The organism is Pseudorhodobacter antarcticus (assembly GCF_900110135.1).
Taxonomy (GTDB): Bacteria; Pseudomonadota; Alphaproteobacteria; order Rhodobacterales; family Rhodobacteraceae; genus Pseudorhodobacter; species Pseudorhodobacter antarcticus.
The window spans coordinates 1-26637 of the sequence record NZ_FOCO01000043.1; the positions used below are offsets into that span (position 1 = coordinate 1).

At 61.9% G+C, this 26637-nt stretch carries 28 protein-coding genes, 2 tRNA genes, 1 pseudogene and 2 riboswitches; of the genes and pseudogenes, 17 read left to right on the plus strand and 14 right to left on the minus strand.

All coding sequences use genetic code 11. The features are described from left to right. The 4 genes from BMY36_RS15740 to BMY36_RS15755 form a co-directional block, all read right to left on the minus strand. A partial coding sequence (locus BMY36_RS15740) for a transposase (protein ID WP_175469252.1) occupies nucleotides 1-263 on the minus strand: 263 nt, incomplete at its 3' end. Nucleotides 264-515: 252 nt separating this feature from the next. Then, entirely contained in the window at nucleotides 516-1442 is a 927-nt protein-coding gene (locus tag BMY36_RS15745) for a hypothetical protein (RefSeq protein WP_050520648.1), read from the minus strand. A 28-nt stretch (nucleotides 1443-1470) separates the two neighbouring features. Then, nucleotides 1471-2658, minus strand: a complete 1188-nt coding sequence (locus BMY36_RS15750; protein WP_050520647.1) for a tyrosine-type recombinase/integrase — start codon at nucleotides 2656-2658, stop codon at nucleotides 1471-1473. 165 nt (nucleotides 2659-2823) lie between these two features. Then, a tRNA-Thr gene (locus BMY36_RS15755) sits at nucleotides 2824-2899 on the minus strand. A 141-nt stretch (nucleotides 2900-3040) separates the two neighbouring features. Here BMY36_RS15755 and BMY36_RS15760 point away from each other — a divergent pair. Further along, the gene (locus BMY36_RS15760) at nucleotides 3041-3703 is read left to right on the plus strand and encodes a sirohydrochlorin chelatase (protein WP_050520646.1); all 663 of its coding nucleotides are present in this window, start codon (nucleotides 3041-3043) and stop codon (nucleotides 3701-3703) included. Nucleotides 3704-3866: 163 nt separating this feature from the next. On the opposite strand, the gene BMY36_RS15765 is transcribed toward BMY36_RS15760, so the two are convergent. The 7 genes from BMY36_RS15765 to cobO form a co-directional block, all read right to left on the minus strand. Beyond that, on the minus strand, nucleotides 3867-4556 hold the full coding sequence (locus BMY36_RS15765; RefSeq protein WP_050520651.1) for an NnrU family protein: 690 nt from the start codon (nucleotides 4554-4556) through the stop codon (nucleotides 3867-3869). Nucleotides 4557-4654: 98 nt separating this feature from the next. Then, nucleotides 4655-6118 (minus strand): protein adenylyltransferase SelO, encoded by a 1464-nt coding sequence (locus tag BMY36_RS15770; protein WP_050520645.1) that lies wholly within the window; start codon nucleotides 6116-6118, stop codon nucleotides 4655-4657. 18 nt (nucleotides 6119-6136) lie between these two features. Next, complete coding sequence (msrA, locus tag BMY36_RS15775) at nucleotides 6137-6643, minus strand: peptide-methionine (S)-S-oxide reductase MsrA (RefSeq protein WP_050520644.1); 507 nt, start codon at nucleotides 6641-6643, stop codon at nucleotides 6137-6139. Between the two features lie 63 nt (nucleotides 6644-6706). Further along, nucleotides 6707-8152: a cobyric acid synthase gene (locus BMY36_RS15780; RefSeq protein WP_050520643.1), complete on the minus strand. Its 1446-nt coding sequence runs from the start codon at nucleotides 8150-8152 to the stop codon at nucleotides 6707-6709. 3 nt (nucleotides 8153-8155) lie between these two features. Then, nucleotides 8156-8494: a Lin0512 family protein gene (locus BMY36_RS15785; RefSeq protein WP_050520642.1), complete on the minus strand. Its 339-nt coding sequence runs from the start codon at nucleotides 8492-8494 to the stop codon at nucleotides 8156-8158. Beyond that, nucleotides 8495-8836 carry a Lin0512 family protein gene (locus BMY36_RS15790; protein ID WP_050520641.1) on the minus strand — a complete coding sequence of 114 codons (342 nt, stop codon included), beginning with the start codon at nucleotides 8834-8836 and terminating at the stop codon, nucleotides 8495-8497. Then, nucleotides 8836-9480 (minus strand): cob(I)yrinic acid a,c-diamide adenosyltransferase, encoded by a 645-nt coding sequence (cobO, locus tag BMY36_RS15795; protein WP_050520640.1) that lies wholly within the window; start codon nucleotides 9478-9480, stop codon nucleotides 8836-8838. The genes BMY36_RS15790 and cobO overlap by 1 nt, the downstream gene beginning before the upstream one ends. A 101-nt stretch (nucleotides 9481-9581) precedes the next feature. Then, nucleotides 9582-9806, plus strand: a riboswitch (cobalamin riboswitch). A 79-nt stretch (nucleotides 9807-9885) separates the two neighbouring features. Here cobO and BMY36_RS15800 point away from each other — a divergent pair. The 7 genes from BMY36_RS15800 to cobJ are packed head-to-tail and all read left to right on the plus strand — an operon-like array spanning nucleotide 9886 to nucleotide 17788. Beyond that, nucleotides 9886-10263: a DUF1636 family protein gene (locus tag BMY36_RS15800; RefSeq protein ID WP_050520639.1), complete on the plus strand. Its 378-nt coding sequence runs from the start codon at nucleotides 9886-9888 to the stop codon at nucleotides 10261-10263. Continuing rightward, nucleotides 10256-11290, plus strand: coding sequence for a cobalamin biosynthesis protein CobW (gene cobW / locus BMY36_RS15805; protein WP_050520638.1), 1035 nt, complete (start codon nucleotides 10256-10258; stop codon nucleotides 11288-11290). Before BMY36_RS15800 ends, cobW begins: the two co-directional genes overlap by 8 nt. A 3-nt stretch (nucleotides 11291-11293) precedes the next feature. Then, nucleotides 11294-14524 (plus strand): cobaltochelatase subunit CobN, encoded by a 3231-nt coding sequence (cobN, locus tag BMY36_RS15810; RefSeq protein ID WP_050520637.1) that lies wholly within the window; start codon nucleotides 11294-11296, stop codon nucleotides 14522-14524. Beyond that, complete coding sequence (gene cobG, locus BMY36_RS15815; protein ID WP_231579757.1) at nucleotides 14521-15717, plus strand: precorrin-3B synthase; 1197 nt, start codon at nucleotides 14521-14523, stop codon at nucleotides 15715-15717. Before cobN ends, cobG begins: the two co-directional genes overlap by 4 nt. After that, complete coding sequence (locus BMY36_RS15820) at nucleotides 15701-16330, plus strand: precorrin-8X methylmutase (RefSeq protein ID WP_050520636.1); 630 nt, start codon at nucleotides 15701-15703, stop codon at nucleotides 16328-16330. Before cobG ends, BMY36_RS15820 begins: the two co-directional genes overlap by 17 nt. Before the next feature lies 1 nt (nucleotide 16331). Continuing rightward, nucleotides 16332-17057: a precorrin-2 C(20)-methyltransferase gene (gene cobI / locus BMY36_RS15825; protein WP_050520635.1), complete on the plus strand. Its 726-nt coding sequence runs from the start codon at nucleotides 16332-16334 to the stop codon at nucleotides 17055-17057. After that, entirely contained in the window at nucleotides 17054-17788 is a 735-nt protein-coding gene (gene cobJ / locus BMY36_RS15830; protein WP_050520634.1) for a precorrin-3B C(17)-methyltransferase, read from the plus strand. Before cobI ends, cobJ begins: the two co-directional genes overlap by 4 nt. Here cobJ and BMY36_RS15835 read toward each other — a convergent pair. Further along, on the minus strand, nucleotides 17764-18507 hold the full coding sequence (locus BMY36_RS15835; RefSeq protein ID WP_050520633.1) for a cobalt-precorrin-6A reductase: 744 nt from the start codon (nucleotides 18505-18507) through the stop codon (nucleotides 17764-17766). The two genes, cobJ and BMY36_RS15835, sit on opposite strands and share 25 nt — an antisense overlap. Here BMY36_RS15835 and BMY36_RS15840 point away from each other — a divergent pair. From BMY36_RS15840 to cobF, 7 genes are all read left to right on the plus strand, one after another. Beyond that, nucleotides 18506-19687, plus strand: coding sequence for a bifunctional cobalt-precorrin-7 (C(5))-methyltransferase/cobalt-precorrin-6B (C(15))-methyltransferase (locus tag BMY36_RS15840; RefSeq protein ID WP_050520632.1), 1182 nt, complete (start codon nucleotides 18506-18508; stop codon nucleotides 19685-19687). The genes BMY36_RS15835 and BMY36_RS15840 overlap by 2 nt on opposite strands. Continuing rightward, entirely contained in the window at nucleotides 19684-20034 is a 351-nt protein-coding gene (locus tag BMY36_RS15845) for a cobalamin biosynthesis protein (protein WP_050520631.1), read from the plus strand. The genes BMY36_RS15840 and BMY36_RS15845 overlap by 4 nt, the downstream gene beginning before the upstream one ends. After that, nucleotides 20031-20828 (plus strand): precorrin-4 C(11)-methyltransferase, encoded by a 798-nt coding sequence (cobM, locus tag BMY36_RS15850; protein ID WP_050520630.1) that lies wholly within the window; start codon nucleotides 20031-20033, stop codon nucleotides 20826-20828. Before BMY36_RS15845 ends, cobM begins: the two co-directional genes overlap by 4 nt. Then, on the plus strand, nucleotides 20828-22147 hold the full coding sequence (locus tag BMY36_RS15855) for a cobyrinic acid a,c-diamide synthase CobB (RefSeq protein WP_050520629.1): 1320 nt from the start codon (nucleotides 20828-20830) through the stop codon (nucleotides 22145-22147). The genes cobM and BMY36_RS15855 overlap by 1 nt, the downstream gene beginning before the upstream one ends. Further along, on the plus strand, nucleotides 22144-22863 hold the full coding sequence (gene cobA / locus BMY36_RS15860) for a uroporphyrinogen-III C-methyltransferase (RefSeq protein WP_050520628.1): 720 nt from the start codon (nucleotides 22144-22146) through the stop codon (nucleotides 22861-22863). Before BMY36_RS15855 ends, cobA begins: the two co-directional genes overlap by 4 nt. Before the next feature lie 39 nt (nucleotides 22864-22902). Next, a riboswitch (cobalamin riboswitch) is annotated at nucleotides 22903-23122 on the plus strand. 31 nt (nucleotides 23123-23153) lie between these two features. After that, entirely contained in the window at nucleotides 23154-23822 is a 669-nt protein-coding gene (locus BMY36_RS15865; RefSeq protein ID WP_050520627.1) for an energy-coupling factor ABC transporter permease, read from the plus strand. A gap of 63 nt (nucleotides 23823-23885) precedes the next feature. Beyond that, nucleotides 23886-24629: a precorrin-6A synthase (deacetylating) gene (gene cobF, locus BMY36_RS15870; protein WP_050520649.1), complete on the plus strand. Its 744-nt coding sequence runs from the start codon at nucleotides 23886-23888 to the stop codon at nucleotides 24627-24629. A 60-nt stretch (nucleotides 24630-24689) separates the two neighbouring features. Here the strand turns inward: cobF and BMY36_RS15875 are convergent, their stop codons facing one another. Then, nucleotides 24690-25187, minus strand: a complete 498-nt coding sequence (locus BMY36_RS15875) for a chemotaxis protein CheD (protein ID WP_050520626.1) — start codon at nucleotides 25185-25187, stop codon at nucleotides 24690-24692. Nucleotides 25188-25322: 135 nt separating this feature from the next. Between BMY36_RS15875 and BMY36_RS15880 the strand changes: the two genes are divergently transcribed. Further along, nucleotides 25323-25412, plus strand: a tRNA-Ser gene (locus tag BMY36_RS15880). A gap of 351 nt (nucleotides 25413-25763) precedes the next feature. Here the strand turns inward: BMY36_RS15880 and BMY36_RS20980 are convergent. After that, a pseudogene (locus BMY36_RS20980) lies at nucleotides 25764-26483 on the minus strand (virulence-associated E family protein); the annotation flags it as partial. On the opposite strand from BMY36_RS20980, the gene BMY36_RS20585 reads away from it, so the two are divergent. Further along, nucleotides 26398-26637 (plus strand): hypothetical protein (locus BMY36_RS20585; RefSeq protein ID WP_244888684.1); only part of this gene is annotated, 240 nt, incomplete at its 3' end. The pseudogene BMY36_RS20980 and the gene BMY36_RS20585 overlap by 86 nt on opposite strands.

Genomic DNA, 26637 nt, shown 5'->3' on the forward strand with positions numbered 1-26637 from the left:
CAATCCAAGTCGATCAGGTGCAGGAGGCTCTCGACAAACCCCGTCGTCTGCCGCAGCGCCATGCCGAACAGTACTTTCATCGTCAGACATGTCTGGATCGCAGCGTCACTGTAGTCGGGCTGTCGGCCACGTTTTCCGGTCGGCGCAGCCTCCCAGGTCATGGTGGGATCGAACCAAATCGTCAGCGAGCCACGACGCTTGAGCGCTTCGTTATAGGCGGACCAGTTCCTGGTCTTGTAGGCGAGGGGTGTCGGTTTACTCATACCACACAGCTACCATGCTGGATTCACAAGATGAATCCCTCATGGGATTTGTGCAACAGAGCCGAAAGACGGACAAAGCCGGTCGTTGGAAAGTTGGAATACTGCATCTAGGTTTACCTCAGTTTGAAGACGTATGAGGTGAACCTGCATGGTCCGATCGCATTTGAGGTCGAATAGAAAACGGTTACCAAGATTACTGTAAGTCACAGATAAGAAACGGTTTATAAATTTTATTCGTTGAACGAATAACTATTAATCCGGTTTCCAGTCTGATGGCAGGTGTCGCGCACCGAGTTGGAGGTAATGCCGAATGGTATCCTGTGAAACCTCAAGCCCAAGGCTTGCCGCTATATCTTGCATTTCGCGGGGGATTGGGCTTCGGCGCGCGGTCGGATCATAACCATATTCGGTGATTGCCATCGCTAGTAGCAGTTTGGCGAGCGAGACTTTCTCTCTCCCTTCAAAGCGCTCGGGCTTGTCAGAACCTTGGCTTTCAATCGTCTCGGTGTTCGCTTCGTCTTTCGATACTCTATCGACCATACGTTGCAGCATGTTGCGGTATCCGGAATGAACGTCCAAATCTACTTGGTTGATCCAATTCAAAACGTCGCGCACCTGAAACTTGCTTTCAAAGCCATAGGGGTCAAGAGCCCTCTTGAAGAGTTTGAACTGTGCCCGCACAGTTTCACAAGCGTCGATGTCTTCGGCGCGCTTTAGGCTGCCCGCATTTAACATTTTGTCGAGTTCTGTTAAGGGCTCCAACCCAAGCGAAAGCCAGACTGCTTCTTCCATTGTGAAGAACCCAGCTTTTGCCCAGTAGTCATAGTTCGCAACGTACTTCTCGGGTACAAATTGCAGGCCAAGCCAGCCTTGTACATAAGAAAACTGTTCTTTTACTTCTTGCCGCTTTTCGTAAACCCATTTTTTCCACGCCTCGGTCTGAGGTTGGCCTAGCTCAGAGAATCCGACTTTTAGATCTTCAACGCCAACACTATTCAGCTTATTCACAGCCTGTTTTCTAAGAGGTTCGATATCGGTGAAAATCCGGTCAGAGCGCCGCAAATAGGTTCCACCGAGCAAGAACGGATCAGTAGGCTTCAGTGTGGCCAGCAAACCACCGCCAATGCATCGTAAGATCATAAAGTTGAGGCTGGCACGAAATTTAAGCTCGTCGATCATGTAGTCGCCTAGCAATTAATTCAAAATCCTAGATTGCCCTTACATCATCCAAGAATCCAGCCCACCAATCAGCGAGCTTTACTCTTTCTTCCCAATGTTCACCTCGCGCATATGCACGGCGGACCTCATTCTTCTCGACATGCGCCAAGGCTCTTTCAATTGCATCTGGGTGCCAAAGACCACTTTCATTGGCTAGGGTTGAAAAGGATGCTCTAAAGCCGTGCGCCGTCATTTCATCGCCAGAATAGCCCATTCGTCGCAAAGCGGCGTTCAGGGTATTCTCAGACATGGGGCGTTGCCAAGACCGCAAGGATGGGAACAGATACGCCCCCTGTCCCGTGACTTGGCGCAGCTTTTCTAGCAAAGCCACCGCCTGCTTCGGCAACGGAACCTGATGATCTCGACGCATTTTCATCTTGGCGGCAGGGATCGACCAAATAGCCTGAGTAAAGTCGAACTCTTCCCACAAGGCATGACGCACCTCGCCGGGCCGCTGCGCCAAGATCGCCATGAGCTGCAAACCGATGCGGGTTGTAATCTGTCCCTCAAAAACATCTATTTCGCGCATGAGTTGGCCAAGCGCCTTAGAGGATGTAATCGCCGCGCGATGAACACGCGTTGGCCGAATCAACGCATCCCGAAGCGCATAGGTAGGGTCGGAGTCCGCAATACCACTCGCAACGGCAAAGCGAAAAACAGAGCCGATGCGCGCCCTTAGGCGGTGGGCAGTTTCATAATTCCCTTTGGCTTCGACCTTGCGCAGCGATTTCAAAATCATCGGGGCGGTGATTTCACCAATCGGTTTGCGCCCGAAATCGCGATTTACCAATTTCAGATGATACTCTGTCTTGTCGAGTGTCGCTTTAGACTTGCCCTCTTTGCGCTGCTTTTCAAGAAATACTGCGCCTATCCGTTCGAAAGTTTGGCCTTTGGCTTCTATACGAATGCGTTTTTCTTCTTGCTTGGATTCGCTTGGGTCAACGCCTTGGCTTAACAGCGCCTTCGCATCATCACGCGCTTTGCGCGCCTGTGCCAGCCCGCATGCTGGGTAATCGCCGATCACCAACAGTTTTTCTTTGCCATCAATTCGATATTTGAAGCGCCAAGACTTTGCCCCACTTACCTTCACCAACACAAACAATCCTTCAAAGTCGCTCACTTTGTAAGGTTTTTCCATTGCCTTAAGGTTTCGAATCTTGATGTCACTCAATGGCATGTTGGGGGTACGCTCATTTTCAAATTTTCATCGTACCCCCAATAATACCCCTTTTCAGGGGGTACGTCGCTGGATGATAAAGAACAGCGCTGGACAAACGATCTCGATAAAGACCTTATAAACAAGGCTCAATCGGATGTCATCGGACATTATAAAATAGAAAAGTGGTGCCCCCACACGGACTCGAACCGCGGACCCTCTGATTACAAATCAGATGCTCTACCAACTGAGCTATAGGGGCGTTGCGGGTGCATTACCTGTTGTGTTGGGTTCGCGCAAGAGTGGGAAATGACTTTTTGAAAATTTTGCGGCGCAAGGTGGGGGTGCTGGCGCTTTTGGGGCCCGATTGATATGAATTGGCACGGACAAAAGGGGCGGTGTGATGGGACGACAAGCAATTTTGGTGGCGCATGGGTCGCCTGGCGATCCGGTTCCGCAGGAGGCGGCGATGCAGGCCTTGGCGGTGCGGGTTGGGATGTGGCGGCCTGGGTGGCGGATTAGGGGGGCCACGCTGGCGATGCCGGGGGCGTTGGAGGCGGCTTTGGCTGCGATGGATGCCCCGCTGATCTATCCGTTTTTCATGGCTGAGGGGTGGTTTACGAAGGTAAATTTGCCACGCCGTTTGGCGGCGGTGGGGTGCGGGGATGTGCGGCAATTGGCACCGTTTGGGACAGACCCTGCACTGGTGGATTTGATGGTGGCGGCGGCGGGAGGGGCGGGGCCGGTTTTGATTGCGGCGCATGGGAGCAAGGTTTCGGCCACCTCATCGCGGACGACTTATGAGATGGTGGCGGCGATGATTGCGCGGGGGTTTGGGCCGGTGCGGGCGGGGTTTGTGGAGGAGGCCCCGTTTTTGGAAGATCTGGCCCGCGAGATGGGGGGCGGGGTTTGCTTGCCGTTTTTTGCACTGCGGGCGGGGCATGTTGTGGGGGACGTGCCGGAGGCGCTGGAAGCGGCGGGATTTGACGGGGTTTTGTGCCCTCCGATTGGTGAGGATATTGGGGTTGCGCAATTGATTGCGGCTGCGTTGGAGCGTGTGATTTAGGGCGTGCATCGCGCGCGATGCAGCGCTTATCATGCTGTTATTGCTCGATTTAGATTTTTCTGTTAAGATTTTCTTAAGGATTTGCATCGCGCTTTTGGGCGGCGGGTGGAGAGGTATTTTGACCAAGCCGAATGGGAGGGCGGGTCTGTTAAGGGGGGGCCTGTTAGGGAGTGGGCAGGACGCCGATCACGGGGGCGTGCAGCAGGTAGAGGGTTATGTAGGCGGCAAGGGCTGCGAGGGCGCGGGGGGCGCTTGGGCGGGATTTTGGGGTCCAGCGGCGCGATATTAGGGCGGCGAGGGGAAGTGTGGAGGTATTGCGGGCCAGATCGTGCCATGCGCCCTGCCCCATGCGCGTTTGTAAGCGGCGGTCGATCATCGCCATGCCCGCCAGCGAGAAAACGGCAAAAGTGCCGAACAAAATCACATGAGCAAGGGCGCCATTGGCGATGAGATGGGCGGTGGACCAAAGGGCCAGCGCCCAAAGGAGCGGGTGCCGGGCCACGCCTGCGATGCCGGGCTGTGCGGGGTCAAACGCCGTTGCGCGGCCCCCGAAGGACAGAGGGTTTGGGGCGGCAATGGCGTAGGCGGCCAGCAAGATAGCGATTGGCATGGCGAGATTGGCCAGCCAGCGCTGCCATGGTGCGGCGTCCCACAACGGGATGAAGGGGGCGGTGTTGGCCGCCGCGATAAGCCAGATGAGCAACGCGGTGGACAGGGCGCTGTAGGCGATGGTGAAGCCGCGCGGGCCGAGTGTTACGGCGAGCCGGGCGCGCGGGCCGGGCATGGTGGGGATGCGGTGCGCAAGCATGAAAACTGCAAATGCTGCGGCAAATTCTGCCCATGTGCCTGTCATAATGCCCCCCTTGATGTTCGATTTACCTATGACATGGCGCGCGGGGCTTTGTTGATCTGGCGCAATGTTTGGACGCTTTTCTTGCCGACGGTGGCCGTTCAGGTGCCGCAAAAGGTGCGGAAATTAGTGAAGCTGTCGGGGGCGGGTTGGGCGTAAGCACCAAGCCCTGCGCGTTTGGTGAACGGGTCCGCCAGCACATCCATCAGCGCGTCGAAGGGGGCCATGTCGCCTGCTGTGGCGGCGGTGAGGGCATTTTCGACCGAGTGATTGCGCGGGATGTAGAGGGGGTTTGCGAGGTCCATTTCGGCGGCGCGGCCCATTTGGTCAGCGGGGGTGTCGGGGTCGGTTGCAAGGCGGGCTTGCCATTGGGCCTGCCATGCGCGGGCCACGCTGGGGTCGGTGAATTGGGCGGCAAGGGCCGCATCGTCGCCACGCAGCACATCGGCGAGCGCGCGAAAGCTGTTGGTGAAATCGGCCCCCTGCCCTTGCATGGCGGTGAGGAAATCGGTGGCGAGGTCCATATCACCCGGTTGGGCGGCATGCAGGCCGAGCTTGGCACGCATCATGTCGGTCCATGCTGCCTCGAACACGGGCACGAAAGCGTCGATTTCAGCGGTGGCCAGCGCTATGGCGGTCGCTTCATCCGGCGACAGCAGCGGCAGCAGCGTTTCGGCCAGCCGCGCGAGGTTCCAGCGCAGGATGCCCGGTTGGTTGGCATAGGCGTAGCGGCCTTGGCGGTCGATGGAGGAAAACACGGTCGCGGGGTCGTAGTGGTCCAGAAAAGCGCAGGGGCCATAGTCGATGGTTTCGCCGGAAATGCTGGTGTTGTCGGTATTCATCACGCCGTGGATGAAGCCCACGCCCATCCATTTCGCGACCAGTTGCGCCTGACGTGTGATGGTGTTGCGCAGGAAGGTGAGCGCGTCTGCGCCGGGGTCGTGGCGGGTGGTCGCGTAGGCCAGCAAGCGTTCGACGTTATGGGGTTCGCCGCGTGCTGCGAAATATTGGAAGGTGCCGACGCGCAAGTGGCTGGAGGCGATGCGGGCCAGCACCGCGCCCGGCTCCATGCCGGTTTCGCGCAGCACCTTTGCGCCTGTGGTGGTTGCGGCCAGCGCGCGGGTGGTGGGGACGCTGAGGGCGGCCATAGCCTCGCCCATCAAATACTCTCGCAGGACCGGACCAAGCACGGCCTTGCCATCGCCGCCGCGCGAAAACGGTGTGCGACCGGAGCCTTTGAGGTGGAGGTCATAGCGCTGACCGTTGGGGGCGATAATTTCACCCAGCAGAAGCGCGCGACCATCGCCAAGGCGCGGGGAAAAACCGCCGAATTGGTGGCCGGCATAGGCCATGGCGAGGGGGTGCGCGCCATTGGGAGTTTGGCTGCCGGTGAGGTAATGCGCGCCTTGCGGCGTGTTTAGGGTTGCGGGGTCGAGGCCGAGGTCGGTTGCGAGGGCGGTGTTAAAGCGCAGGATATGCGGGTTTGGGGCGGGATCGCCCGCGAAATCGGTGTAAAAACCGGGGAGATCGCGGGCGTAGCTGTTATCGAATGTGAACGGGGTCATGCGGTGTTTATGTTTCGCTTATTCGGCGGCGCGTTTGGGCAGCACCCAGCCGGGGCGGATGAAGTGGCAAGTGTAGCCGTTGGGGCGGGTTTCAAGGTAATCTTGGTGTTCGGGTTCGGCCTGCCAGAAATCGGAGGCGGGGTCGAGTTCGGTCACGACTTTGCCGGGCCAGAGGCCGGAGGCGTTGACATCGGCGATGGTATCGAGTGCCACGGATTTTTGATCGTCATCAAGGTAATAGATGGCGGAACGGTAGGACAGGCCGCGGTCATTGCCTTGGCGGTTTGGCGTCGTGGGGTCGTGGATTTGGAAGAAAAATTCCAGCAGCGTGCGGTAGGTGGTTTGGGCGGGGTCGAACGTAATCTCAATCGCTTCGGCATGGGTGCCGTGGTTGGGATAGGTCGCGTTGGGGATGTCGCCGCCGGTATAGCCGACGCGGGTGGCGGTGACGCCGGGCAGTTTGCGGATGAGGTCTTGCATGCCCCAAAAGCAGCCGCCGGCGAGGATGGCGCGGGAATGTGTCATGTGATGGCTCCTGTGCGTTATGGTTAGGATATGGGTTTGGGGGTGGGGGTTTCAAGGAGGGGGTTAGCGCGCGAGGGCGAGGAGGCCGGGGATGTCGATGCAGGATTCGAGATGGGCGGCGAGGGCGTTGAGGGTGTCATCGACGGTTTGGCTGTAGGAGAGGGTGGATTTTGGCGCGCCTTGGAGTTTGAGGAAGGCGGCGCGGAAATGGTCATCGGCGAAGAGGCCGTGCAGGTAGCTGCCCATGATGCAGCCATTAAGGGAGGTGGCGCCTTCGTTCTGCCCGTGGATTTGCGCAAAGGGGCGGGTGCGGGCGGGGCCGGTGGATTGGCCGATGTGAATTTCATAGCCCGATATGGGGCAACCCGTGGCCATGTGGATGGCTTGGGTGCGCGTGAGGGTTTTGGTGGGGGTCATGGTGGTTTCAATGTCCAGCAGGCCAAGGCCGGGCGTGGTGCCGGGGGCCCCTTCGATGCCGTCGGGGTCGTGGACCGCTGACCCCAGCATTTGATAGCCGCCGCAGATGCCAAGGACAGCGCCGCCGCGCCGAGTATGGGCCGCGATGTCGATATCCCAGCCCATGCTGCGCAGATAGGCGAGGTCGCCACGGGTGGATTTGGAGCCGGGGATGATGACGAGATCGGTGTCGCCGGGGATGGGTTGGCCAGCGTGGATCATGTGCAGGCTGACGCCGGGTTCTTGGGCCAGCGGGTCCATATCGTCGAAATTGGCGATGCGTGACAGGACGAGGCAGGCGATTTTATATGCGCCGGAGCCTGCGCTACGGGGCAGATCGAGGGCATCCTCGGCAGGCAGGCGGGAGGCGTGGGGGAAGAAGGGGACAACGCCGAAGCCCGGCCAACCCGTGGTGCGGGCGATGAGGGCGTATCCGTCATCGAACAGGGTGACATCGCCACGGAATTTGTTGATGAGAAAGCCTGCGATCAGCGCCTCATCCGCCGGGTCGAGGACCGCTTTGGTGCCGACCATTTGGGCGATGACGCCGCCCCGGTCGATATCACCGACAAGGATGACGGGGCAGTTGGCGGCCATGGCGAAGCCCATGTTGGCGATGTCGCCGGGGCGCAGGTTCACCTCGGCCGGGCTGCCAGCGCCTTCGACGATGACCAGATCGCAGGTGGATTTCAGGCGGTTGAAGCTGTCCAACACCGGGGCCATGAGGCTGGGTTTCAACGCGGAATATTCGCGGGCTTTGACGGTGGCCACACGGCGGCCTTGGACGATGACCTGAGAGCCGACCTCGGATTCGGGTTTCAGCAGCACGGGGTTCATATCGACCATCGGTTCGACGCGGCAGGCCATGGCTTGCAACGCTTGGGCGCGGCCGATTTCGCCGCCATCGGCGGTGACGGCGGCGTTGTTGGACATGTTTTGCGGCTTGAACGGGCGCACCGACAGGCCGCGCAGGGTGGCGGCGCGGCATAGGCCCGCCACCAGCAGCGATTTGCCGACGTTGGAACCTGCACCTTGGATCATCAGGGCTGGCATGGGTTAGGCCTGACTGGGCAAAAACGCCTCTACCGCGGCGGTCGCGATGACGAGGGTGTTGCCTGTGTTGGGATTGGTGACGTTTAGCCCGCCGATGGTGGCGGTGACGGTGGCGTGGCCGCGCGGCAGGGTTGCCACCAGCGCCGCGCAATCGATCGCGTCTGGATCCTGCACGCCGATGGTGACGCGGACCTGCATTTGATCATGGGAAATGCCAAGCGTTTCGAACATGGGGATGGCGGAGTGGCGAATGGCATCTTCAATCGCGCGGGCGGCGGCTTTGGTATAATCCATCCCGTATTGATCGTTGCCCATGCCCATTTCGATGATAAAGCGCTGCATTTATGGGTCCATTTCGAAGGAGACAGAGATTGCGGCATTGGCGATGACGGTGGGCAGGCCGCCATCCGCGCGGGGAATATCAAGCCCGCCTTTGGTCACGGTGACGGTGATTTGGCCATAGGGAAACACGGCTTTCAGCGCATCTGCATCCACGCGGTCGGGGTGTTGCACGCCGATGTCGAGATCAATCAGCATGTCGGATTTATCGCGGCCAAAAAGCTCTGCCAGATTAATGGAATTGTGCCATAGGGCATCGCGGGTCGCGCGGATTGCGGCCTCGGTATAATCTTGGCGGCGCAGGGATGTGCCCATGCCCATTTCGGTGATCATCCGCTTTTTCATCAATATTCCACGCCTTTTTGCGCTTTGATGCCGGACCGGAACGGGTGTTTGACAAGGGTCATTTCAGTGACCATATCGGCGAGTTCGATCAGTTCTTCTTTGGCGTTGCGGCCTGTCAGGACCACATGGGTCATGGGTGGTTTATGATCGCGCAGGAAGGCCACGACTTCCGTAATATCAAGGTAGTCGTAGCGCAGGGCGATGTTAATCTCGTCCAGCAGGACGAATTGGATTTCGGGATTCAGGATAAGTTCTTTGGCTTTGGCCCAGCCTGCCTGGGCTGCCGCCACATCGCGTTCGCGGTCTTGGGTTTCCCAGGTGAACCCTTCGCCCATGGCGTAGAATTGGCATTTGTCGGCAAAGTTCGCCTCGATCAAGCGGCGCTCGCCCGTGTCCCATGCGCCTTTAATGAATTGCACCACGGCGCTTGGCATGCCGTGGGCGATGCAGCGCAGGACCATGCCGAACCCCGACGATGATTTGCCTTTGCCAGCGCCGGTGTGGACGATGATCAACCCCTTGTCACCCGCTTTGGTCGCCATGATTTTGTCGCGGGCGGTTTTTTTCTTGGCCATTTTGCTGGCGTGGCGGGCGTTGTCGACTTCTGGTTTTTCGGCGGGGGGGGTGACGGTGGTGTCGTTCATGGCGTGGGTTCCTTTTCGCAGGTTGGCGTATGTTTGGCATCCCTTGGCTTGGTTCACAAGCGGGGGTGGCCCGACTGGACCTTGACTCTGTCCCATGCCTTGCCCCAATTGGGGGTGTTGGTGCCTGCGCTTTGCCGCGTGGGTGAAAAGGGAATGTGATGCCCGCAAAGGCAAGCACAGCCGCCCCCGCGACCGTGACCGGAAAGGTTGCCCATTGCCACTGGCCGAAAGGTGCGGGAAGGCGGGGCGACCGACAGTTTTTCCCCTGTGTTTGGGGGGCGCTGATATCCGCAAGCCGGGAGACCTGCCAACGCGTAAGACGTTTTTCCGGGCGGGGTGCCCCGGTGTCGGGTGCGTTTTGCCCGCCATTTTCCCCCGCTTTGGTATTGGATAAGGACCTGAGCGATGGTTGATGCTGTGGAAGTGTTGATTTGTGTCACCTGTAAATCCACCGACCCTGACGGGGAAGGTGCGCGCCCCGGTGCGCGGCTGTATGACGCGTTTGTGGCGGGCGGGGTGCCGGACGGCGTTACGGTGCGCGCGGTGGATTGTCTGTCCAATTGCACGCGCAGTTGCACGGTGGCGCTGCGGGGGCCAGACCGCTGGACTTATGTTTACGGCAATCTGGGCCCGGATTCGGGTGCCGAGATTTTGCGCGATGGCGCTGCGCGCTATCAAGCTGCCGCAGATGGGCTGGTGCCCTGGCGCGAAAGATCCCAACATTTCCGCAAGAATTGCATCGCGCGGATTCCCCCTCTTTTCAAGGAGACCCCCCATGTCTGATTTGGCAAAAATTCCTGTAACTGTGATCACCGGGTTTCTGGGGTCTGGCAAAACCACGTTGATCCGGCATTTGATGATGAACCCGCAGGGCAAACGGCTGGCGATTTTGGTGAATGAATTTGGCACGGTGGGGGTGGATGGCGATATTTTGAAGGCCTGTGCCGATGAAAGCTGCCCGTTGGAAAACATCGTGGAGCTGGCGAATGGCTGTATTTGCTGCACGGTGGCGGATGATTTTATCCCCACGATTGAGGCGCTGATGGCGATGCCGGTACGGCCTGACCATATTTTGATCGAAACCTCGGGCTTGGCGCTGCCAAAGCCGTTGTTGAAGGCGTTTGATTGGCCTGCCATTCGGTCCAAGATTACGGTCGATGGTGTGATTGCGCTGGCCGATGCCGAAGCTGTGGCGGCGGGTCGGTTTGCGCCGGATGTGGCGGCGGTGGATGCGCAGCGTTTGGCGGACGCGAGTATTGACCACGAGACACCGCTGTCGGAGGTGTTTGAAGATCAGATTTTGTGCGCCGATATTATCTTGCTGTCCAAGGCCGATTTGGCGGGCGAGGCTGGTTTGGACGCCGCGCGCGCGGTAATTGCGGCGGAGATGACGCGCAATGTGCCGATGATTGCGATGACGGATGGGGTGATTGACCCGCGTGTGATTTTGGGGATTAACGCGGCCGCCGAGGATGATTTGGCGGCGCGCCCCAGCCACCACGATGGGCATGACGACCATGAGCATGAGGATTTTGAGTCTGTCGTGATTGATTTGCCGGAGGTGGCCGACCCGGACGCGCTGCAAGCGGCGATTGTGCGTTTGGCGCAAGAGCAGCATATTTTGCGGGTCAAAGGTTATGTCGCTGTTGTGGGCAAGCCGATGCGGATGTTGGTGCAGGCGGTGGGCGCGCGGATACGGGTGCAGTATGATCGCCCTTGGGGCGATACCCCGCGCCAGACGCGTTTGGTGGTGATTGCCGAGCATGACCATATCAATGAGGCGGCGATTAGGGCCGTTTTGGTGGGCTGAGCCATGCATGTCGTCTTTCGCGAAAGCCACGGGTTGGAGGAGACGGACGCGCCGTTTGACGTAGGGCAAACCTCTGCGGATTTGGTGGTGTTGTCGTTTTCGGACAGCGATCTGGGGGCGTTTGCGGCGGGCTGGCAGCGGGCAAAGGGGGCGTTGCCGAGCACGCGGCTGGCGAATTTGGTGGCGCTGCGCCATCCCTTGTCGGTGGATACTTATGTGGAAAATACCTTGGCAGGGGCCAAGGGGGTGTTGATCCGGCTGATCGGTGGCGAAAGCTATTGGGCGTATGGGTTGGCGCAGGTGCAGGATGTGTGTCGCAGGCGGGGAATTGCCTTGGCGATTTTGCCTGCGGACGGGCGGCCCGATGCGCGGTTGGATGCGCTGTCGACGCTGCCTGTGTCGACGTTGCGGCGGTTAAGCGCGCTGTGCGAAGCGGGGGGGGCGGTGGCGGCGCAAGCGGCACTGGCGCAGCTGGCGCTGGCGGCGGGGCTGTATGCGGGGCCTGTGGCAGGTGATAAATCGGTGCCGGAATGTGGCTGGTATGACCCGGATTTGGGGGTTGTGCCGGGGCCAATGGCGGACGGGCCTGTGGTGGCGGTGACGTTTTACCGCAGTTATTTGACTTCGGCCGATACCAGCCCGGTGGATGCGTTGATACGGGGGTTGCGCGCGGCGGGGTTTGGCGCGGTGGGGATGTTTGCAACCTCGTTGAAAGCCCCTGTGGCGGCGGACTGGTTGCGGGTGGCGCTGGCGGATTTGGCCCCGGTGGCGATTGTGAATGCGACCGCGTTTTCGGCCAAGGGCGCGGATGGCAGCACGCCGCTGGACGGGCCCGGTTGCCCGGTGTTTCAGGTCAGCTTGTCCACCGCGCGCAAACGCGAATGGGCGGCGGCGGACCGGGGGTTGTCGCCTGCGGATTTGGCGATGCATGTGGTGATGCCAGAGGTGGACGGGCGGATTTTTGCAGGGGCTGTCAGCTTCAAAGCGCCCACCCCGCGCGACCCCGATTTGCAATTTTCGCGGTTCACCCACCGCGCCGATGCGGGCCTGATTGCGGCGGCGGTGGCGCGGGTGCGGGCGTGGTATGATTTGGCGCAGGCCGAGGCATCGGCGCGGCGGGTGGCGTTGGTTTTGTCGACCTATCCGGGCAAGGAATACCAATTGGCCCATGCGGTGGGGTTGGATGCGCTGGCATCAACCGAAGGGGTTTTGGCGGCGCTGGCGGCTGCGGGATATGACACGGCGGCGGGTTCGGGCCTTGGCGCGGCGCTGGGGGCGGAGGTGATAAACTGGCCTGTGGCGGAGTATCTCGCGGCGCTGGACGCCTTGCCCGAAGGCTTGCGCGCGGATGTGATGGCGGCGTGGGGCGACCCGTCGCGCGACGCGGCGGTGGGGAATGGGGCGTTTGCGTTCAAGGCGGTGCGGCGGGGCAAGGTGTTGATCGCGCTGCAACCCGAGCGTGGCGAGGTGCACAGCCGCGACGATGATTACCATGATTTGCAACGCACCCCACGCCACGGATATGTCGCGTTTTACCTGTGGCTTCGCGCACAGGGCCTGCATGCGATGGTCCATATGGGCGCGCATGGCACGCTGGAATGGCTGCCGGGGAAATCGGTCGCGCTGTCGGCAAGCTGCTGGCCCAAGGCGTTGGTGGGCGCGTTGCCTGTGATTTATCCCTTTATTGTCAATGACCCCGGCGAGGCAGCGCAGGCCAAACGGCGCATTGGGGCGGTGACGCTGGGCCATATGCCGCCGCCGCTGGCGCAGTCCGAAACGCCGCAAGCGATGCTGCGATTGGAACGGTTGCTGGACGAATATTCCACCGCTGATGGCTTGGACCCTGCGCGGCGCGACCGCTTGATCGCGGATGTGCGCGCCGAGGCGCAGGCAGCGGGGGTGGAAGCGGATTTGGGGCTGTCGGTTGATGCGTCCCCCGCCGAGGCGATCACGCGGATTGACCGATTTGTGTGTGATGTAAAGGAAAGCCAATACGGCGCGGGGCTGCATGTTTTTGGCGCAGGCGGCGAGATGGAGGGGCTACTGGCGGCGCTGTCGGGGCGGCGGGTGGCACCGGGGCCGTCAGGATCCCCCTACCGCGGGCGCAGCGATATTCAGCCCACGGGGCGGAATTTGTTTTCGGTGGACCCGCGCGCGGTGCCGAGCCGTTCCGCCCATGCGCAAGGCGTGAAATTGGCCGAGGAGGTGTTGCGCCGCCATTTGCAAGACCACGGCGATTGGCCGCGCGGGTTGGTGGTGGATTTGTGGGGGTCGGCATCGATGCGCACGAGTGGCGAGGAGTTTGCAATGGCGCTGCACTTGGCCGGGGTCGCGCCGCGTTGGGATGCGGGATCCGAACGGATTTCGGGGTATGAAATTACACCGCTGGCCTTGCTGCGCCGCCCGCGCATTGACGTGACGCTGCGGGTATCAGGGCTGTTTCGCGATATATTTCCGGGGCTTGCGCAGTTATTTGAAGCGGCGGCGGCGGCGCTGGCGGAGCGCGATGAGGCGGCGGAGGATAACCCCTACACCCTGCGCAGCCATCGGGTTTTTGGACCAAAGCCGGGGGTGTACGGCATGGGCATGACCGAAGCGTTGGAGGATTATTCCGACGAGGGCCGCGCGCTGGCGGGTGAGGCGTGGCTGAAAGGGTCCGAATGGGCGATTGATGCGCAAGGCGGTGCAGTACACGCTCGTGCGGCGTTGGAGGCGCGGGTTCTGGCCGCTGACGGGTTTGCCCATGTGCAGGATTTGGCGGAAACCGATGTGCTGGTCGCGTCCGATTATGCCGCCCATGAAGGTGGGTTTGCGGCGGCGGTGGCGGCACTGGGCGGTGAGGCGCCTGCGATGTATCACATTGATGCCACGCGGGCCGATGCGCCGCGCGCGCGGTCTTTGGCCGAGGAAATTGCGCGGGTGGTGCGGGCGCGCGCGGCCAATCCGGGCTGGGCCACGTCGATGATGAATCACGGATTTCGGGGGGCGGCCGAGGTGGCGGCCACGCTGGACCACCTTGGGTCATTCGCGCATTTGACCCGCGCGGTGCCGCCGCATTTGTTCGATTTATACCATGAGGCGACGCTGGGGCGCGAGGATTTGGTGGAGTTTATGGCGCGTGAAAACCCCGGCGCACTGGCGGCGATGCACGCGCGGTTTGCGGCGCTGCGCGATGCGGGGCTGTGGGTGACACGGCGCAATTCCATCGCGGCCAGCATGGAGGGGGCGGTGTGACCGGGCCCACCGTCCAAGGCCCCATCGTCAAGGGCTGGTGCCCCGGTGCGCTGCGGCCGATGATGTCGGGTGATGGTTTGGTGGTGCGGGTGCGTCCCTTTGGCGGGCGGTTGACGGGGGGGCAGCTGGCAGGGATTGCTGCGTTGTCGCAGGCGCATGGCAATGGGTTGGTGGACCTGTCGAACCGCGCCAATGTGCAGTTGCGCGGGGTGCGGGAGGCGGCACATGGCGCGCTGGTTGCGGGCTTGCGCGATCTGGGCTGTGTGGACGGCGATGTGGGCGCAGAGGCGCGGCGCAACGTTATGGTCTCGCCGTTTTGGGAGGCGGGGGACGGCACGCAGGCTGTTTATACGGCTTTGGTTGATGGGTTGGCGGATGGGCCGGAATTACCAAGAAAATTTGGGTTTTCGGTGGATTTGAGCGTGGGAAATACGCTGGCGCTGGCCCCGGCGGATATTCGGGTTGAACGCCACGCGGACGGAATTTTGGTGCGGGGTGAAGGGTTTACCACGGGCGCGTTGGCGGCCAATGCAGCCGAAGCGGCGGGGCTGGCGGTGACGCTGGCACGCTGGTTTCTGGGCACGGGGCATGTGGTGGACGGGCGCGGGCGAATGGCGGGGCTGTGGGCGGATTTGACGCCAGCCGCGCGGCAGGCGCGGTTGCCGCGCGCGTTTCAGGCGGCGGTGGCGGTGCCTGCGCGCAGCGTGCGACCACAGCCGGGCGTGGTGGCACAAGGGACGATGGTGGGGTTTGCGTTTGGGCAAGTCACGGCGGATATGATCGCGGCGCTGGCCCCGTTTGGCGCGTGGCGTATCACGCCGTGGCGCATGGCTTTGCTGGAGGGCGCGGCCCCTGCCCTGCCGGGTTTGATTGTCCGGGCGGAGGATGCGATGCTGCGCGTGGTGGCCTGTACGGGTGCGCCGGGGTGCCCACAAGCGCTGGCCCCGACGCGGGATTTGGCGGCGGGGTTGGCCGCGCATGTGCCACCTGGGGCAACGCTGCATGTTTCGGGCTGTGCCAAAGGCTGCGCGCATCCGGGGGTGGCGGATTATACGCTGGTGGCCACCCACAATGGCTTTGCCCCGTTGCGCCGCGCGCGGGCGGGGGATATGGGCGATGGTGCCCATTCTGCCGCTGAATTGATGAAAACCCCCAGCCTTTTGTTCGGAAAAACCCATGCCCCATTTCTATGAAACCAATGGCGCGGCCATTTACCTGCAATCATTTGCGATGATCCGCGCGGAGGCCGATTTGGCGCGATTCACCCCTGAGGAGGAGATTGTCGCGGTGCGGATGATCCATGCGGCGGGGATGGTGGGGTTGGCGCCGTTTATCCAGTTTTCCGCAGGGATGGCGATTGCGGCGCGGGCGGCGTTGGAGGCGGGCGCGCCGATACTTTGCGATGCGCATATGGTATCCGAAGGGATAACGCGCAAACGGTTGCCGCGCGAAAATGAGGTGATTTGCACCTTGCGCGACCCGCGTGTGGCGGGATTGGCCGCAGAAATGGGTAACACCCGGTCGGCGGCGGCGCTGGAATTGTGGCGGCCCGTTATGGCGGGGGCGGTGGTGGCGATTGGCAATGCGCCGACGGCCCTGTTTCACCTGCTGAACATGCTGGAGGACCCGACTTGCCCGCGCCCAGCGGCGATTATTGGCTGCCCCGTGGGGTTTGTAGGCGCGGCGGAAAGCAAAGAGGCGTTGATGGAGGCCCCCCCCGTACCATCGGTTGTGGTGGCGGGGCGGTTGGGCGGGTCGGCGATCACGGTGGCGGCGGTGAACGCGCTGGCCAGCAGGGTGGAATAAAATGGCGCGGATTATCTGTGCGGGCTTGGGGCCCGGCGACCCTGATCTGATTTCCGTGCGGTCGGACCGTATCATTCGGGCCGGGCGCAATATTGCGTATTTTCGCAAGGCTGGGCGGCGGGGGCAAGCGCGCCAGATTGTCGAAGGGATGCTGCACCCGGATGCCGTGGAATGGGCGATGGAATATCCGGTTACAACCGAACTGCCGTTCAATAGCCGGGAATATAACGATATCCTCGCGCGGTTTTATGATGATTGGGCGGAACGGCTGGCGCAGATGCCGGGTGAGGTGGTGGTGCTGTGCGAGGGCGACCCGTTTTTTTACGGCTCGTTCATGCATCTTTATACCCGCCTGCTGGGCCGGGTGGAGATGGACGTGGTCCCAGGCATTACGGGGATGACCGGGTGTTGGAACGCGACGGGCGTGCCGATCACTTGGGGCGATGACGTGATGACGGTGCTGATGGCGACGCTGCCCGAGGCGGATTTGGTGCATCACATGGCGCAAGCGGATGCGCTGGTGATTATGAAAACCGGGCGCAACTTGCCCAAAGTGCGGCGCGCGTTGCAGGCTGTGGGGCGGCTGGATGCGGCGTGGTTGGTGGAACGGGGCACGATGCCACAACAACGCGTGATGAAACTGGCCGATTTGCAGGACGCCGACACGCCGTATTTCGCGATTGTGTTGGTGCATGGGCAGGGGCGTAGGCCGGAGATTGCGGAATGACGGGCTGGTTGGTGGTGGCGGGCCTTGGCCCCGGTGCGGATGATTTGGTGACACCGCAGGTCACTGAGGCGCTGGCACAAGCTACGGATATTGTTGGATATATCCCCTATGTGGCGCGGGTGGCACCGCGCGCAGGATTGACGCTGCACCCATCGGACAACCGGGTGGAATTGGACCGCGCGCTGCATGCGTTGGATATGGCGGCGGCGGGGCGGCGGGTGGTTGTGGTATCATCCGGCGATCCGGGCGTGTTTGCGATGGCATCAGCGATTTTTGAGGCGATGGAGGGGCGCGCGGATTTCCTGAGCCTTGATATCAGGATTTTGCCGGGGATTACGGCGATGTTGGCGGCGGCGGCACGCGCAGGCGCACCACTGGGCCATGATTTTTGCGCGATCAATTTAAGCGATAATTTGAAGCCGTTTGCGACGGTCGAACGGCGGGTGGCGCTGGCCGCTCAGGGCGATTTTGCCATGGCGTTTTACAACCCGCGTTCGGCCAGTCGCCCGCACCAGTTCGCGCGGGTGCTGGAAGTGTTGCGCGCGGAATGTGAGCCAGATCGGCTGATCACATTCGCGCGGGCGGTGTCAACGCCGGAGGAGGCGCTGTTGACCGTGACGCTGGCCGAGGCGCTGCCGGAAATGGCGGACATGCGGACGGTGGTGATTGTAGGAAATTCACAAACGCGGCGGTTGGGGCGGTATGTCTATACCCCAAGGTCAGCGCTGTGAGCGAGCCATGCCATGACTTCTGGGATCGTTTGCGCCGTTTGCCGGGGGGGCAATTCTGGGCGGTCGATCAGGATGACACGCAGGCCAAGGGCGCGCGCGGCGGTGATTTTGGCGACTGCGCCCTGCCCGCCTGCGTTTTTGGCGACGATATGGGTGATGGCGTGATGGCGCAAAAGTTCGGTGTCGTTTTGATGCGTGAACGGGCCGCGCCCGATGATCGCGGTGGCGTTGGGCAAGGGCAGATCGCCGGGCGCATCAACCAGCCGCAGCAGGTAATGGTGCTGGGGTTTGGCGATGAAGGGGGCGAGGTGTTGCTTGCCAATGGCAAGAAAGATGTTTGTGGGCGCAGCGGGCAAGGCCGCGATTGCGGCATTAATATCAATGACTTGAGTCCAGCGGTCGGCAGGTTGGGGCTGCCACGGTGGGCGCACGTAAGCCAGCAGCGGCGTGCCTGTCGCATGGCTGGCGGTCACCGCATTGCGGCTGATTTGCGCGGCAAAGGGATGCGTGGCGTCGATGATATGGGTGATGTTTTCGGATGTGAGGTAGGTGGCGAGCCCGTCCGCGCCGCCAAATCCGCCCACCCGTTGCGGGATGGGTTGGGGCACGGGATTTGCGGTGCGCCCGGCATAGCTGAACACGGCGCTGATGCGCTGCGTGGCGAGGGTGGCGGCGAGGGCGGAACCTTCGGTCGTGCCGCCCAGAAGGAGGATGCGCATGGCTGATCCTTGGTTGACTGTTATCGGAATGAATGAGGACGGGTTGGACGGTTTGTCAACCCCGGCGCGAGCGGCGCTGGCGCGGGCGGCGGTGGTGTTTGGCGGGCCGCGGCATTTGGAATTGGCGGATGTGGGGGCGCGCGGGCAGGCGTGGCCAGTGCCGTTTTCGATTGCGGGCGTGATGGCGCGGCGCGGCGAGGCGGTGGTGATTTTGGCATCCGGCGACCCGTTTTGGTATGGGGCGGGCGGGTCGGTGGTGGCGCATTTGGCGCGTGGCGAATGGGTGTCGCATCCGGCGCCGTCGACGTTTTCGCTGGCAGCGAATGGGCTTGGGTGGCCGTTGGAAAGTACGGTGTGTTTGGGGCTGCATGCGGCGGAGTTTGATGGGGTTGCGCCCCATTTGACGCGGGGCGCGCGGGTGATTTGCTTGGTCCGCGATGGGGCGGCGGTGGGCGAATTGGCGGCATGGCTGTGCGCGCAAGGGGCGGGTTTGACGCGACTGCATGTGATGGAACGGCTGGGCGGGCCGCGCGCGCGGGTGCGAGACGTTTTGGCGCAAGCCTATGATTTACCGAATGTTTGTGCGCCTGTGGCCGTGGCGTTGGAGGTTTGCGGCACGGTGGCGCGGGCGGTGACGCCGGGGTTGCCGGACACGGCCTTTGCGCATGATGGGCAGATCACCAAGCAGGCGATGCGGGCGTTGACGATCTGCGCGCTTGGTCCCCGCCGGGGCGAATTGTTGTGGGATATTGGCGCGGGGTCGGGATCGATTTCGGTGGAATGGTGCCTGCAAGCCGGACGTGCGGTGGCGATGGAGGGCAAGCCTGCGCGGGCAGCCAATATCGCCGAAAATATCGCGCGGTTTGGGTTGGCGCAGCGGATGGTGTTGCAGGTGGGCCGGGTTGATGGAAGCGCGTGGCCGGAGGCGGACCCCAATGCGGTGTTTATTGGTGGGGGGGCGACGGATGAAGTGCTCTCGGCCTTGTGGGCGCAGTTGCCAGCGGGCGTGCGGGTGGTGATTAATGGCGTGACGCTGGAGACGGAAGTGCTGTTGGCGCAGTGGCAGGCGCGCAAAGGCGGCACGCTGTTGCGGGTGGAATTGGCGCAGGCGGCGGCACTGGGAACGATGCGCGGCTGGACGCCTGCGCGGCCCGTGGTGCAGTGGAGTGTGACCACATGATCGTCGCGGGATTTGGGCTGCGGGCATCGGCGACCGAAGCGGGGTTGCGGGCGTTGTTGGGCGATGTGCGGCCCGGCGCGCTGGCGGTTGTGGCAGATAAGGCGGGGCATTTGGGGCTGGTGGCATTGGCGAAGAGGCTGGGCGTGCCGTTGTGCGCGGTGCCTGTGGCGGCGCTGGTGGCGGGCGTGACCCCTGCGCCGCGCCAGCCTGCAAGGTACGGTGCGATGTCGGTGGCCGAAGGGGCGGCGCTGGCGGCGGCGGGACCGGGTGCGGTGTTGATTGCCCCAAGAATTATTGCGATAGATGGCCGTGCGACCATGGCTTTGGCGAAAAGGAACCCATTATGATTGTTCACTTTATTGGCGCAGGGCCGGGTGCACCGGACCTGATTACCTTGCGCGGGCGTGACCTGATTGCGGCCAGCCCTGTGTGTTTATATGCCGGATCGCTGGTGCCACAAGCGTTGTTGGCGCATTGCCCGCCGGGGGCGCGGATTGTGAACACGGCACCGCTGTCGTTGGATGAGATTATGGCGGAAATCGCTGTGGCGCAGGCGGCGGGCCAAGATGTGGCGCGGCTGCATTCTGGCGATTTGTCGGTGTGGTCGGCGATGGGGGAACAGTTGCGGCGGTTGCGCGCGATGGGGATTGCCTATGACGTGACGCCGGGGGTGCCATCGTTTGCGGCGGCGGCGGCAGCACTTGGGGCGGAGTTGACGCTGCCGGGGGTGGCGCAATCGGTGATTTTGACGCGGACATCGGGGCGCGCGACCGCGATGCCGGAGGGGGAGACCTTGGCGGCGTTTGCGGCGACCGGAGCCACGCTGGCCATCCATTTGTCGGTGCATTTGCTGGACCAAGTGATTGCGGAACTGACGCCGCATTATGGCGCGGATTGCCCGGTGGCGGTGGTGTGGCGCGCGTCCTGGCCCGATCAGCGGGTGGTGAAGGCGACCTTGGAAACCCTGGACCAAGCGATTGGGGCGGAAATGGAACGCACGGCGCTGATCTTGGTGGGTCGTGCTATTGGCGCGGAGGAGTTTGAGGAAAGTCGTTTATATGCAGGCGATTACGACCGCCGTTACCGCCCAGTGGGCACTGACCCGCGCTTTCCGGACGCGGCCACAACGGACGGCGAATAATGCCACAGGGTTTGATCATTTCGGCCCCGGCATCGGGGACGGGCAAGACCACGGTGACGCTGGGGCTGCTGGCGGCGTGGCGCGCGCAAGGGCTGGTGGTGCAGCCGTTCAAAAGCGGGCCGGATTATATTGACCCGGCGTTTCATGCGGCGGCGGCGGGGCGGCCTTCGTTCAACCTTGACAGTTGGGCGATGCCTGCGGCCCGGCTGGAGGGGCTGGTTGGAGCGGCGGCGGATGCGGATTTAATCCTCGCCGAAGGGTCGATGGGGCTGTTTGACGGGGTCGCCATTCCGGGTGAGGCGGGCAATGGCGCGAGCGCGGATATTGCGACCCGCATGGGTTGGCCTGTGGTGTTGGTGATTGATGTGTCGGGCCAAGCGCAATCGGCGGCGGCGGTGGCGTTGGGGTTTGCGCGGATGCGGCCTGCGATGCCGTTTGCGGGGGTGATTTTGAACCGTGTGGCATCGCCGCGGCATGAGGCGATGGTGCGCGCGGGCATGGCAGAGGCGGGAATAACGGTGTTTGGCGCGCTGCCGCGCAACCCTGAGATCACGCTGCCGGAACGCCATTTGGGGCTGGTGCAGGCCGAGGAGAACCCCGAACTGGGCGCGATTTTAGCGCGGGCGGCGGGTTTTGTGACCCAGCATTTGGATTTGGACGCGCTGCGGGCGGCGGCGGGCAGCGCGGTAAGCGTTGGTGTGATGCCTGCCACGCGCCCGCCGGGGATGCGGATTGCACTGGCGCGGGATGCGGCGTTTTCATTCGTCTATCCGCATTTGATGGACGGCTGGCGCGCGGCGGGGGCGGCTATTTTGCCGTTTTCGCCGCTGGGTGATGAAGGGCCGGACGCCAGTGCCGATTGTTGTTGGTTGCCGGGCGGATACCCCGAATTGCACGCAGGCCGGATTGCGGCGGCGGCGCAATTCAAAAGGGAAATCAGGGCATTCGCCCAGACGCGGCCCGTGCATGGCGAATGTGGGGGGTATATGGCGATGGGGGCGGCGCTGGTGGATAAGGACGGGGTGTCGCATGAAATGGCGGGGCTGTTGGGGTTGGTGACGAGTTACGCCAAGCGCAAAATGCATCTGGGATACCGGGTGGCGGAACTGGCGCAGCCGATGCCGGGGCATGGCGCGGGGGCGCGGTTGCGCGGGCATGAGTTTCATTATTCCACCATTTTGGAGCAGCCGGATGAGGCGTTGGCGCAGGTGGTGGATGCCAGCGGGGCGCAGGTTGCCGAGACCGGTTCCTTGCGGCGGTTCGCGCAAGGGGGCATGGCCACGGGGACATATTTTCACTTGATCGGGCAAGCAACATGACGGGGTTTGTCTCTTTCGTATCGTCGGGCCCCGGCGACCCGGAATTGCTGACGCTGGCGGCGGTGAAACGGTTGCAAAAGGCGGATGCGGTGCTGTTTGATGATTTGTCATCGGGGCCAATTTTGGAATTTGCACGGGCGGGTGCGGATCTTGTTGGGGTGGGCAAACGGGCGGGGCGCGCCTCGCCCAAGCAAGACCACGTGAGCCGGTTGTTGGTCGAATATGCGAGCACGGGCGCGCATGTGGTGCGCCTGAAATCAGGCGATGCGGGGATTTTTGGCCGGCTGGAGGAGGAAACGACCGCCCTGCGCACGGCGGGTATAAAGTTTGAAATTATTCCGGGGGTTACGACTGCATCCGCGATGGCGGCTGCGGCGGGCATACCCCTGACGCGGCGGTTGACGGCACGGCGGGTGCAGTTTTTGACGGGGGCCGATGTGACAGGCGATTTGCCCCAAGGCCTGAATTGGGCGGCGCTGGCGGACCCAGAGGCGACGACGGTGGTGTATATGGGCAAGCGCACGGCCCCGATTTTGGCGGCGCAGTTGCAAGCGCATGGATTGGCGGCCACCACCCCGGTGATGGTGGGGCAAAACGTGTCGCGGCCCGACCAAACGCTGGTACGGGGTGTGCTGGCGGATTTGGCGGCGATGGTGGCAGACAGCGACGCGCGGCCCGCGCTGATCTTGATTGGGCCGTTGGCGCAAACAGACTGAAAGGCGGCGCATTACGGCTTGACCATCGCAGCGCAAAAGCAGCAGATGAACGAGCAAGGTGTTTAACGAACGCAAAGCGTGCAAACTGAAACGGGAATGGACATGGGCGGACCCAAACAGGGCGTCCCAATGCCAACCGCCCCCGCGACTGTATGCGGCGAGCTGCTTTTCAAATGCCACTGACCGGGGTTCCGGTTGGGAAGGGGAAAAGCCGCTGTGACCCGCTAGTCAGGAGACCGGCCTTGCAAAGAAACAAACCGCCGTCGGGTGTGACGGCCAAGGAGTAAGACATGCATATCGAACCTGGCATCGTGACTGGTGCGAAAATTCTGTTCAGCTATGGTACGGCGGCGGCGGCGGCGACCTATTCGGTCAAGCTGATTGTTGACGGTTTGCGCGAAAAGGGGCTGGTGTCGCTGGCCGTGCGCGCGGTGATTGCGACCATTTCGGTATTCGTTTTCTTTGAGATTATGCCGCATTTTGCAGTGGGCGTTTCGGAGGTGCATTTCATCCTCGGCTCCACCTTATTCTTGCTGTTGGGGGCGGCCCCGGCGGCGATTGGGTTGGCGCTGGGTCTGTTGATCCAAGGCGTGTTTTTCGCGCAGATTGATTTGCCGCAATATGGCATGAACATCACCACGCTGTTGGTGCCGCTGTTTGCGATTCAAGCAATCGCGTCGCGCACGATTGCGGGCAGCACGGCCTATGTGGACCTGACGTACCGCCAAGTGCTGCTGCTGTCGACGACCTATCAAGGGGGCGTTGTGGCATGGGTCGCGTTTTGGGCGATTTTGGGCAATGGGTTTGCGGCCAGCAATATCGCCAGCATCGCGACATTTGGTGTAGCTTACATGTCGGTGATCTTGTTGGAGCCGCTGGTGGATTTGGTGGTGCTGGCGCTGGCGAAAAACCTGAAAGGGTCTGCGTTTGTGACGCCACGCCTGCACAACGCGGCGTGATATAAGCGATATACGGCAGGGCAGCCCCGGGTTTGGGGCTGCTTTTTTATGCGGAGGCGGGGCGTGAAAGAGTTGTTTTTGATCGGAATTGGGTCTGGCAACCCTGAACATTTGACGCTGCAAGCGGTGCGCGCGATGAACGGGGTGGACGCGATTTTGATCCCGCGCAAAGGGGCGGGCAAGGCCGATTTGGCAGACCTGCGGCGCGCAATTTGTGCGGATGTGGTGACCAACACCTTGGTGCGGTTGGTGGAATTTGATTTGCCCGAGCGCGATGAGGCCACGCCCGATTATCTGCAACGGGTGGAGGATTGGCACAACGCGATTGCCCAGACATGGGAGGCGGCGCTGTTGGGGGCCGGATCGCCGGGCCGCGTGGCGCTGTTGGTCTGGGGTGATCCGTCGCTGTATGACAGTACGTTGCGGATTGCGGCGCGGCTGGCCCCTGCCCCGAGGGTTACGGTGATTGCGGGGATTACGTCGTTGCAAGCGTTGACGGCGGCGCACCGCATCCCGGTCAACGGATTGGGGGCGGCGTTTACCGTGACCACGGGCCGAAATTTGCGGGATGCGGGCTGGCCTGTAGGCGTTAATCGGATTGCGGTGATGCTGGACGGCGACTGTTCGTTTGCGCAAATCGCGCCCGAAGGGGTCACGATTTATTGGGCCGCCTATGCGGGCATGGCGCAAGAGGTGGCGATGTCGGGTGATTTGGCGATTATGGCCCCGCAGATCATCGCCAAACGGGCAGAATTGCGCGCCGCGCATGGGTGGATCATGGATATTTATATTCTGGACCGGGTTTAGGGCATACTGGGTTTAGGGCGCAGGAGGTTTAGGGCGCAATGGATTTAAGGTGCATTGGGTTTAGGGCGCAAAACCTGCCCAAGTGTCATGGGGCATCCCTTCGTTGTGGTCGGTGACATGGGCCTGCCCTGTGGCGGGGGAAAAGCGGACACGGCGCACCGCGATGCCGCCCAAATCGCGGGCCGTCACAGAAATGCCAAGCCCTGTTAGCGTGGTTTCGGCGAAACCCGCGTTGCGCTGGCCGATATCTTGGCCCCCGTCCTGCACCTTGGCGCCCCCAAACAGCGACGCTTGAAACCGCGCGGCTTGCCCGCCTTTGGCGTGCAACTGGTCCAGCACAGCGGCAATCGCGACCGCCCCGAACCGCGCATCGCCCCCCTCTTCGGGAAACACAAAATGCGCCATGCCACCCAGTTTCGCCACAGAATCCCAAAGGCACACCAGCACACAAGCCCCGATTAACGCGGTATAGGTCACATTGGCGGCGTTTGACGTGGCAACCGCGCCTTGCACCACATGCAAAACCTGCGCCGATGCCCTGTCATTGATCACTTCCATCGCCCTTGCCTTTTGCCAACGCTGCCAACCCGCGCCTCCAACCTTAGTCTCTTGGCCCTTAATTTCGGGTAAATCAAAACCGGGTCACAGACAGGCTTGAAATCCCGAACCGTCCTGTTATCAGGGCGCCAGCAAGGAAGTGTGGCCGAGTGGTTTAAGGCTCTAGTCTTGAAAACTAGCGTGCGGGGAACCGTACCGTGGGTTCGAATCCCACCGCTTCCGCCAATTACCATTGATTTCATTGATTAAATCTGGCGTTTTTACTTCATACCCATCATAGCGCCCCACATGGAAAAAACGCTTGGGAATGCGGCCCCGTTGTTTCCTGCATTCAGGAAAACGCCAATTCCCCCGCGCGCGTGCGCGTATGGCTGCACAAATAACGCCGCCCAGCGCCGCCAAGGGTAGAATGCCTGTTATCCGCATGGCATCCGCCTTGCCGCGCCGATCTAGGCCAATGTCGAGCAACTGGAACACATCGCGGGTGCTGACTTCGCTTAGGCCCTCCACCACGCGCAACACATCACCGCCCCACGGGTCGTCTGCCGCGCGGGTGGCAACGACTGCCGCCGCCGCGCTTTCATCCATCCGGTCGAGCCACCAATTCGCGCCAGTGCGGAAAAGATCCACAGCTTCGGCCCAGATTTGTTCCCGGTCTGCGGTCAATTCGTCCAGCTTAATCGCGCCAACGGTGACGGGCCAAAACCGCCGCCCGCCTGTGTCGTCTGTCAGATAGTCGTTGCGGTTGGTGGTGCCAGCAAAAACACATCGCCGGGGTTCGATTACTTCGCTGCGGCCATAGGCGGGGCGGTAGCGTTCTTCGGTGCGGCTTAGGAAGGCTTTGACGGCTTCGGTATCAGATCGGCGCATTGCTGACATTTCGGGCAATTCGATAATCCACTTGCCGCGTAACGCGGCGCTGGCATCCTTGCCGTGCATATCGCTTAGGCCATCATGGAACCAATCCGGCCCCGCCAATGCCCGCAAGATAGACGACTTGCCCGCCCCCTGCCGCCCTTCCAACACCAGCGCGCAATCGGCTTTGCAGCCGGGTTTCAGCGCCCGCGCCACGGCAGACACAAGCCAAGCCGTGCCGACTTTGGCGGTAAGGTCGGACGCATCGGCCCCGCAATAGCGCGCAAGCCAATTCTCCACCCTAGGGAAGCCATCCCACGCCAAGCCCTCTAGGAAATGCCTTACCGGGGAAATGATGCTTTCGGACGCCACCAGATACAGGGCATCCCCCGCGCCGTTCTTTGTGGCATCGGGAAAGCCGTTGCGATTGAACCAACGCACCGCCGCCGTGATATCGGTGTCGGCAATCGGGCGCGGCGTAAAGGTCGAGCGGGGAACGGTCGAGCCGGGGATAGGAGAGGTGGTCCTAGTTCTTCGACCACATTGCAGCCCTTTTAAGGTGGATCATGGTTTCATTTCAGGCTGCCATTCTCAT

Coding starts and splice junctions, on each gene's coding strand:
- BMY36_RS15745 (WP_050520648.1), bottom strand. CDS start 1,442: ATGATCGACGAGCTTAAATTTCGTGCCAGCCTCAACTTTATGATCTTA.
- BMY36_RS15750 (WP_050520647.1), bottom strand. CDS start 2,658: ATGCCATTGAGTGACATCAAGATTCGAAACCTTAAGGCAATGGAAAAA.
- BMY36_RS15760 (WP_050520646.1), top strand. CDS start 3,041: ATGGGACGACAAGCAATTTTGGTGGCGCATGGGTCGCCTGGCGATCCG.
- BMY36_RS15765 (WP_050520651.1), bottom strand. CDS start 4,556: ATGACAGGCACATGGGCAGAATTTGCCGCAGCATTTGCAGTTTTCATG.
- BMY36_RS15770 (WP_050520645.1), bottom strand. CDS start 6,118: ATGACCCCGTTCACATTCGATAACAGCTACGCCCGCGATCTCCCCGGT.
- msrA (WP_050520644.1), bottom strand. CDS start 6,643: ATGACACATTCCCGCGCCATCCTCGCCGGCGGCTGCTTTTGGGGCATG.
- BMY36_RS15780 (WP_050520643.1), bottom strand. CDS start 8,152: ATGCCAGCCCTGATGATCCAAGGTGCAGGTTCCAACGTCGGCAAATCG.
- BMY36_RS15785 (WP_050520642.1), bottom strand. CDS start 8,494: ATGCAGCGCTTTATCATCGAAATGGGCATGGGCAACGATCAATACGGG.
- BMY36_RS15790 (WP_050520641.1), bottom strand. CDS start 8,836: ATGAAAAAGCGGATGATCACCGAAATGGGCATGGGCACATCCCTGCGC.
- cobO (WP_050520640.1), bottom strand. CDS start 9,480: ATGAACGACACCACCGTCACCCCCCCCGCCGAAAAACCAGAAGTCGAC.
- BMY36_RS15800 (WP_050520639.1), top strand. CDS start 9,886: ATGGTTGATGCTGTGGAAGTGTTGATTTGTGTCACCTGTAAATCCACC.
- cobW (WP_050520638.1), top strand. CDS start 10,256: ATGTCTGATTTGGCAAAAATTCCTGTAACTGTGATCACCGGGTTTCTG.
- cobN (WP_050520637.1), top strand. CDS start 11,294: ATGCATGTCGTCTTTCGCGAAAGCCACGGGTTGGAGGAGACGGACGCG.
- BMY36_RS15820 (WP_050520636.1), top strand. CDS start 15,701: ATGCCCCATTTCTATGAAACCAATGGCGCGGCCATTTACCTGCAATCA.
- cobI (WP_050520635.1), top strand. CDS start 16,332: ATGGCGCGGATTATCTGTGCGGGCTTGGGGCCCGGCGACCCTGATCTG.
- cobJ (WP_050520634.1), top strand. CDS start 17,054: ATGACGGGCTGGTTGGTGGTGGCGGGCCTTGGCCCCGGTGCGGATGAT.
- BMY36_RS15840 (WP_050520632.1), top strand. CDS start 18,506: ATGGCTGATCCTTGGTTGACTGTTATCGGAATGAATGAGGACGGGTTG.
- BMY36_RS15835 (WP_050520633.1), bottom strand. CDS start 18,507: ATGCGCATCCTCCTTCTGGGCGGCACGACCGAAGGTTCCGCCCTCGCC.
- BMY36_RS15845 (WP_050520631.1), top strand. CDS start 19,684: ATGATCGTCGCGGGATTTGGGCTGCGGGCATCGGCGACCGAAGCGGGG.
- cobM (WP_050520630.1), top strand. CDS start 20,031: ATGATTGTTCACTTTATTGGCGCAGGGCCGGGTGCACCGGACCTGATT.
- BMY36_RS15855 (WP_050520629.1), top strand. CDS start 20,828: ATGCCACAGGGTTTGATCATTTCGGCCCCGGCATCGGGGACGGGCAAG.
- cobA (WP_050520628.1), top strand. CDS start 22,144: ATGACGGGGTTTGTCTCTTTCGTATCGTCGGGCCCCGGCGACCCGGAA.
- BMY36_RS15865 (WP_050520627.1), top strand. CDS start 23,154: ATGCATATCGAACCTGGCATCGTGACTGGTGCGAAAATTCTGTTCAGC.
- BMY36_RS15875 (WP_050520626.1), bottom strand. CDS start 25,187: ATGGAAGTGATCAATGACAGGGCATCGGCGCAGGTTTTGCATGTGGTG.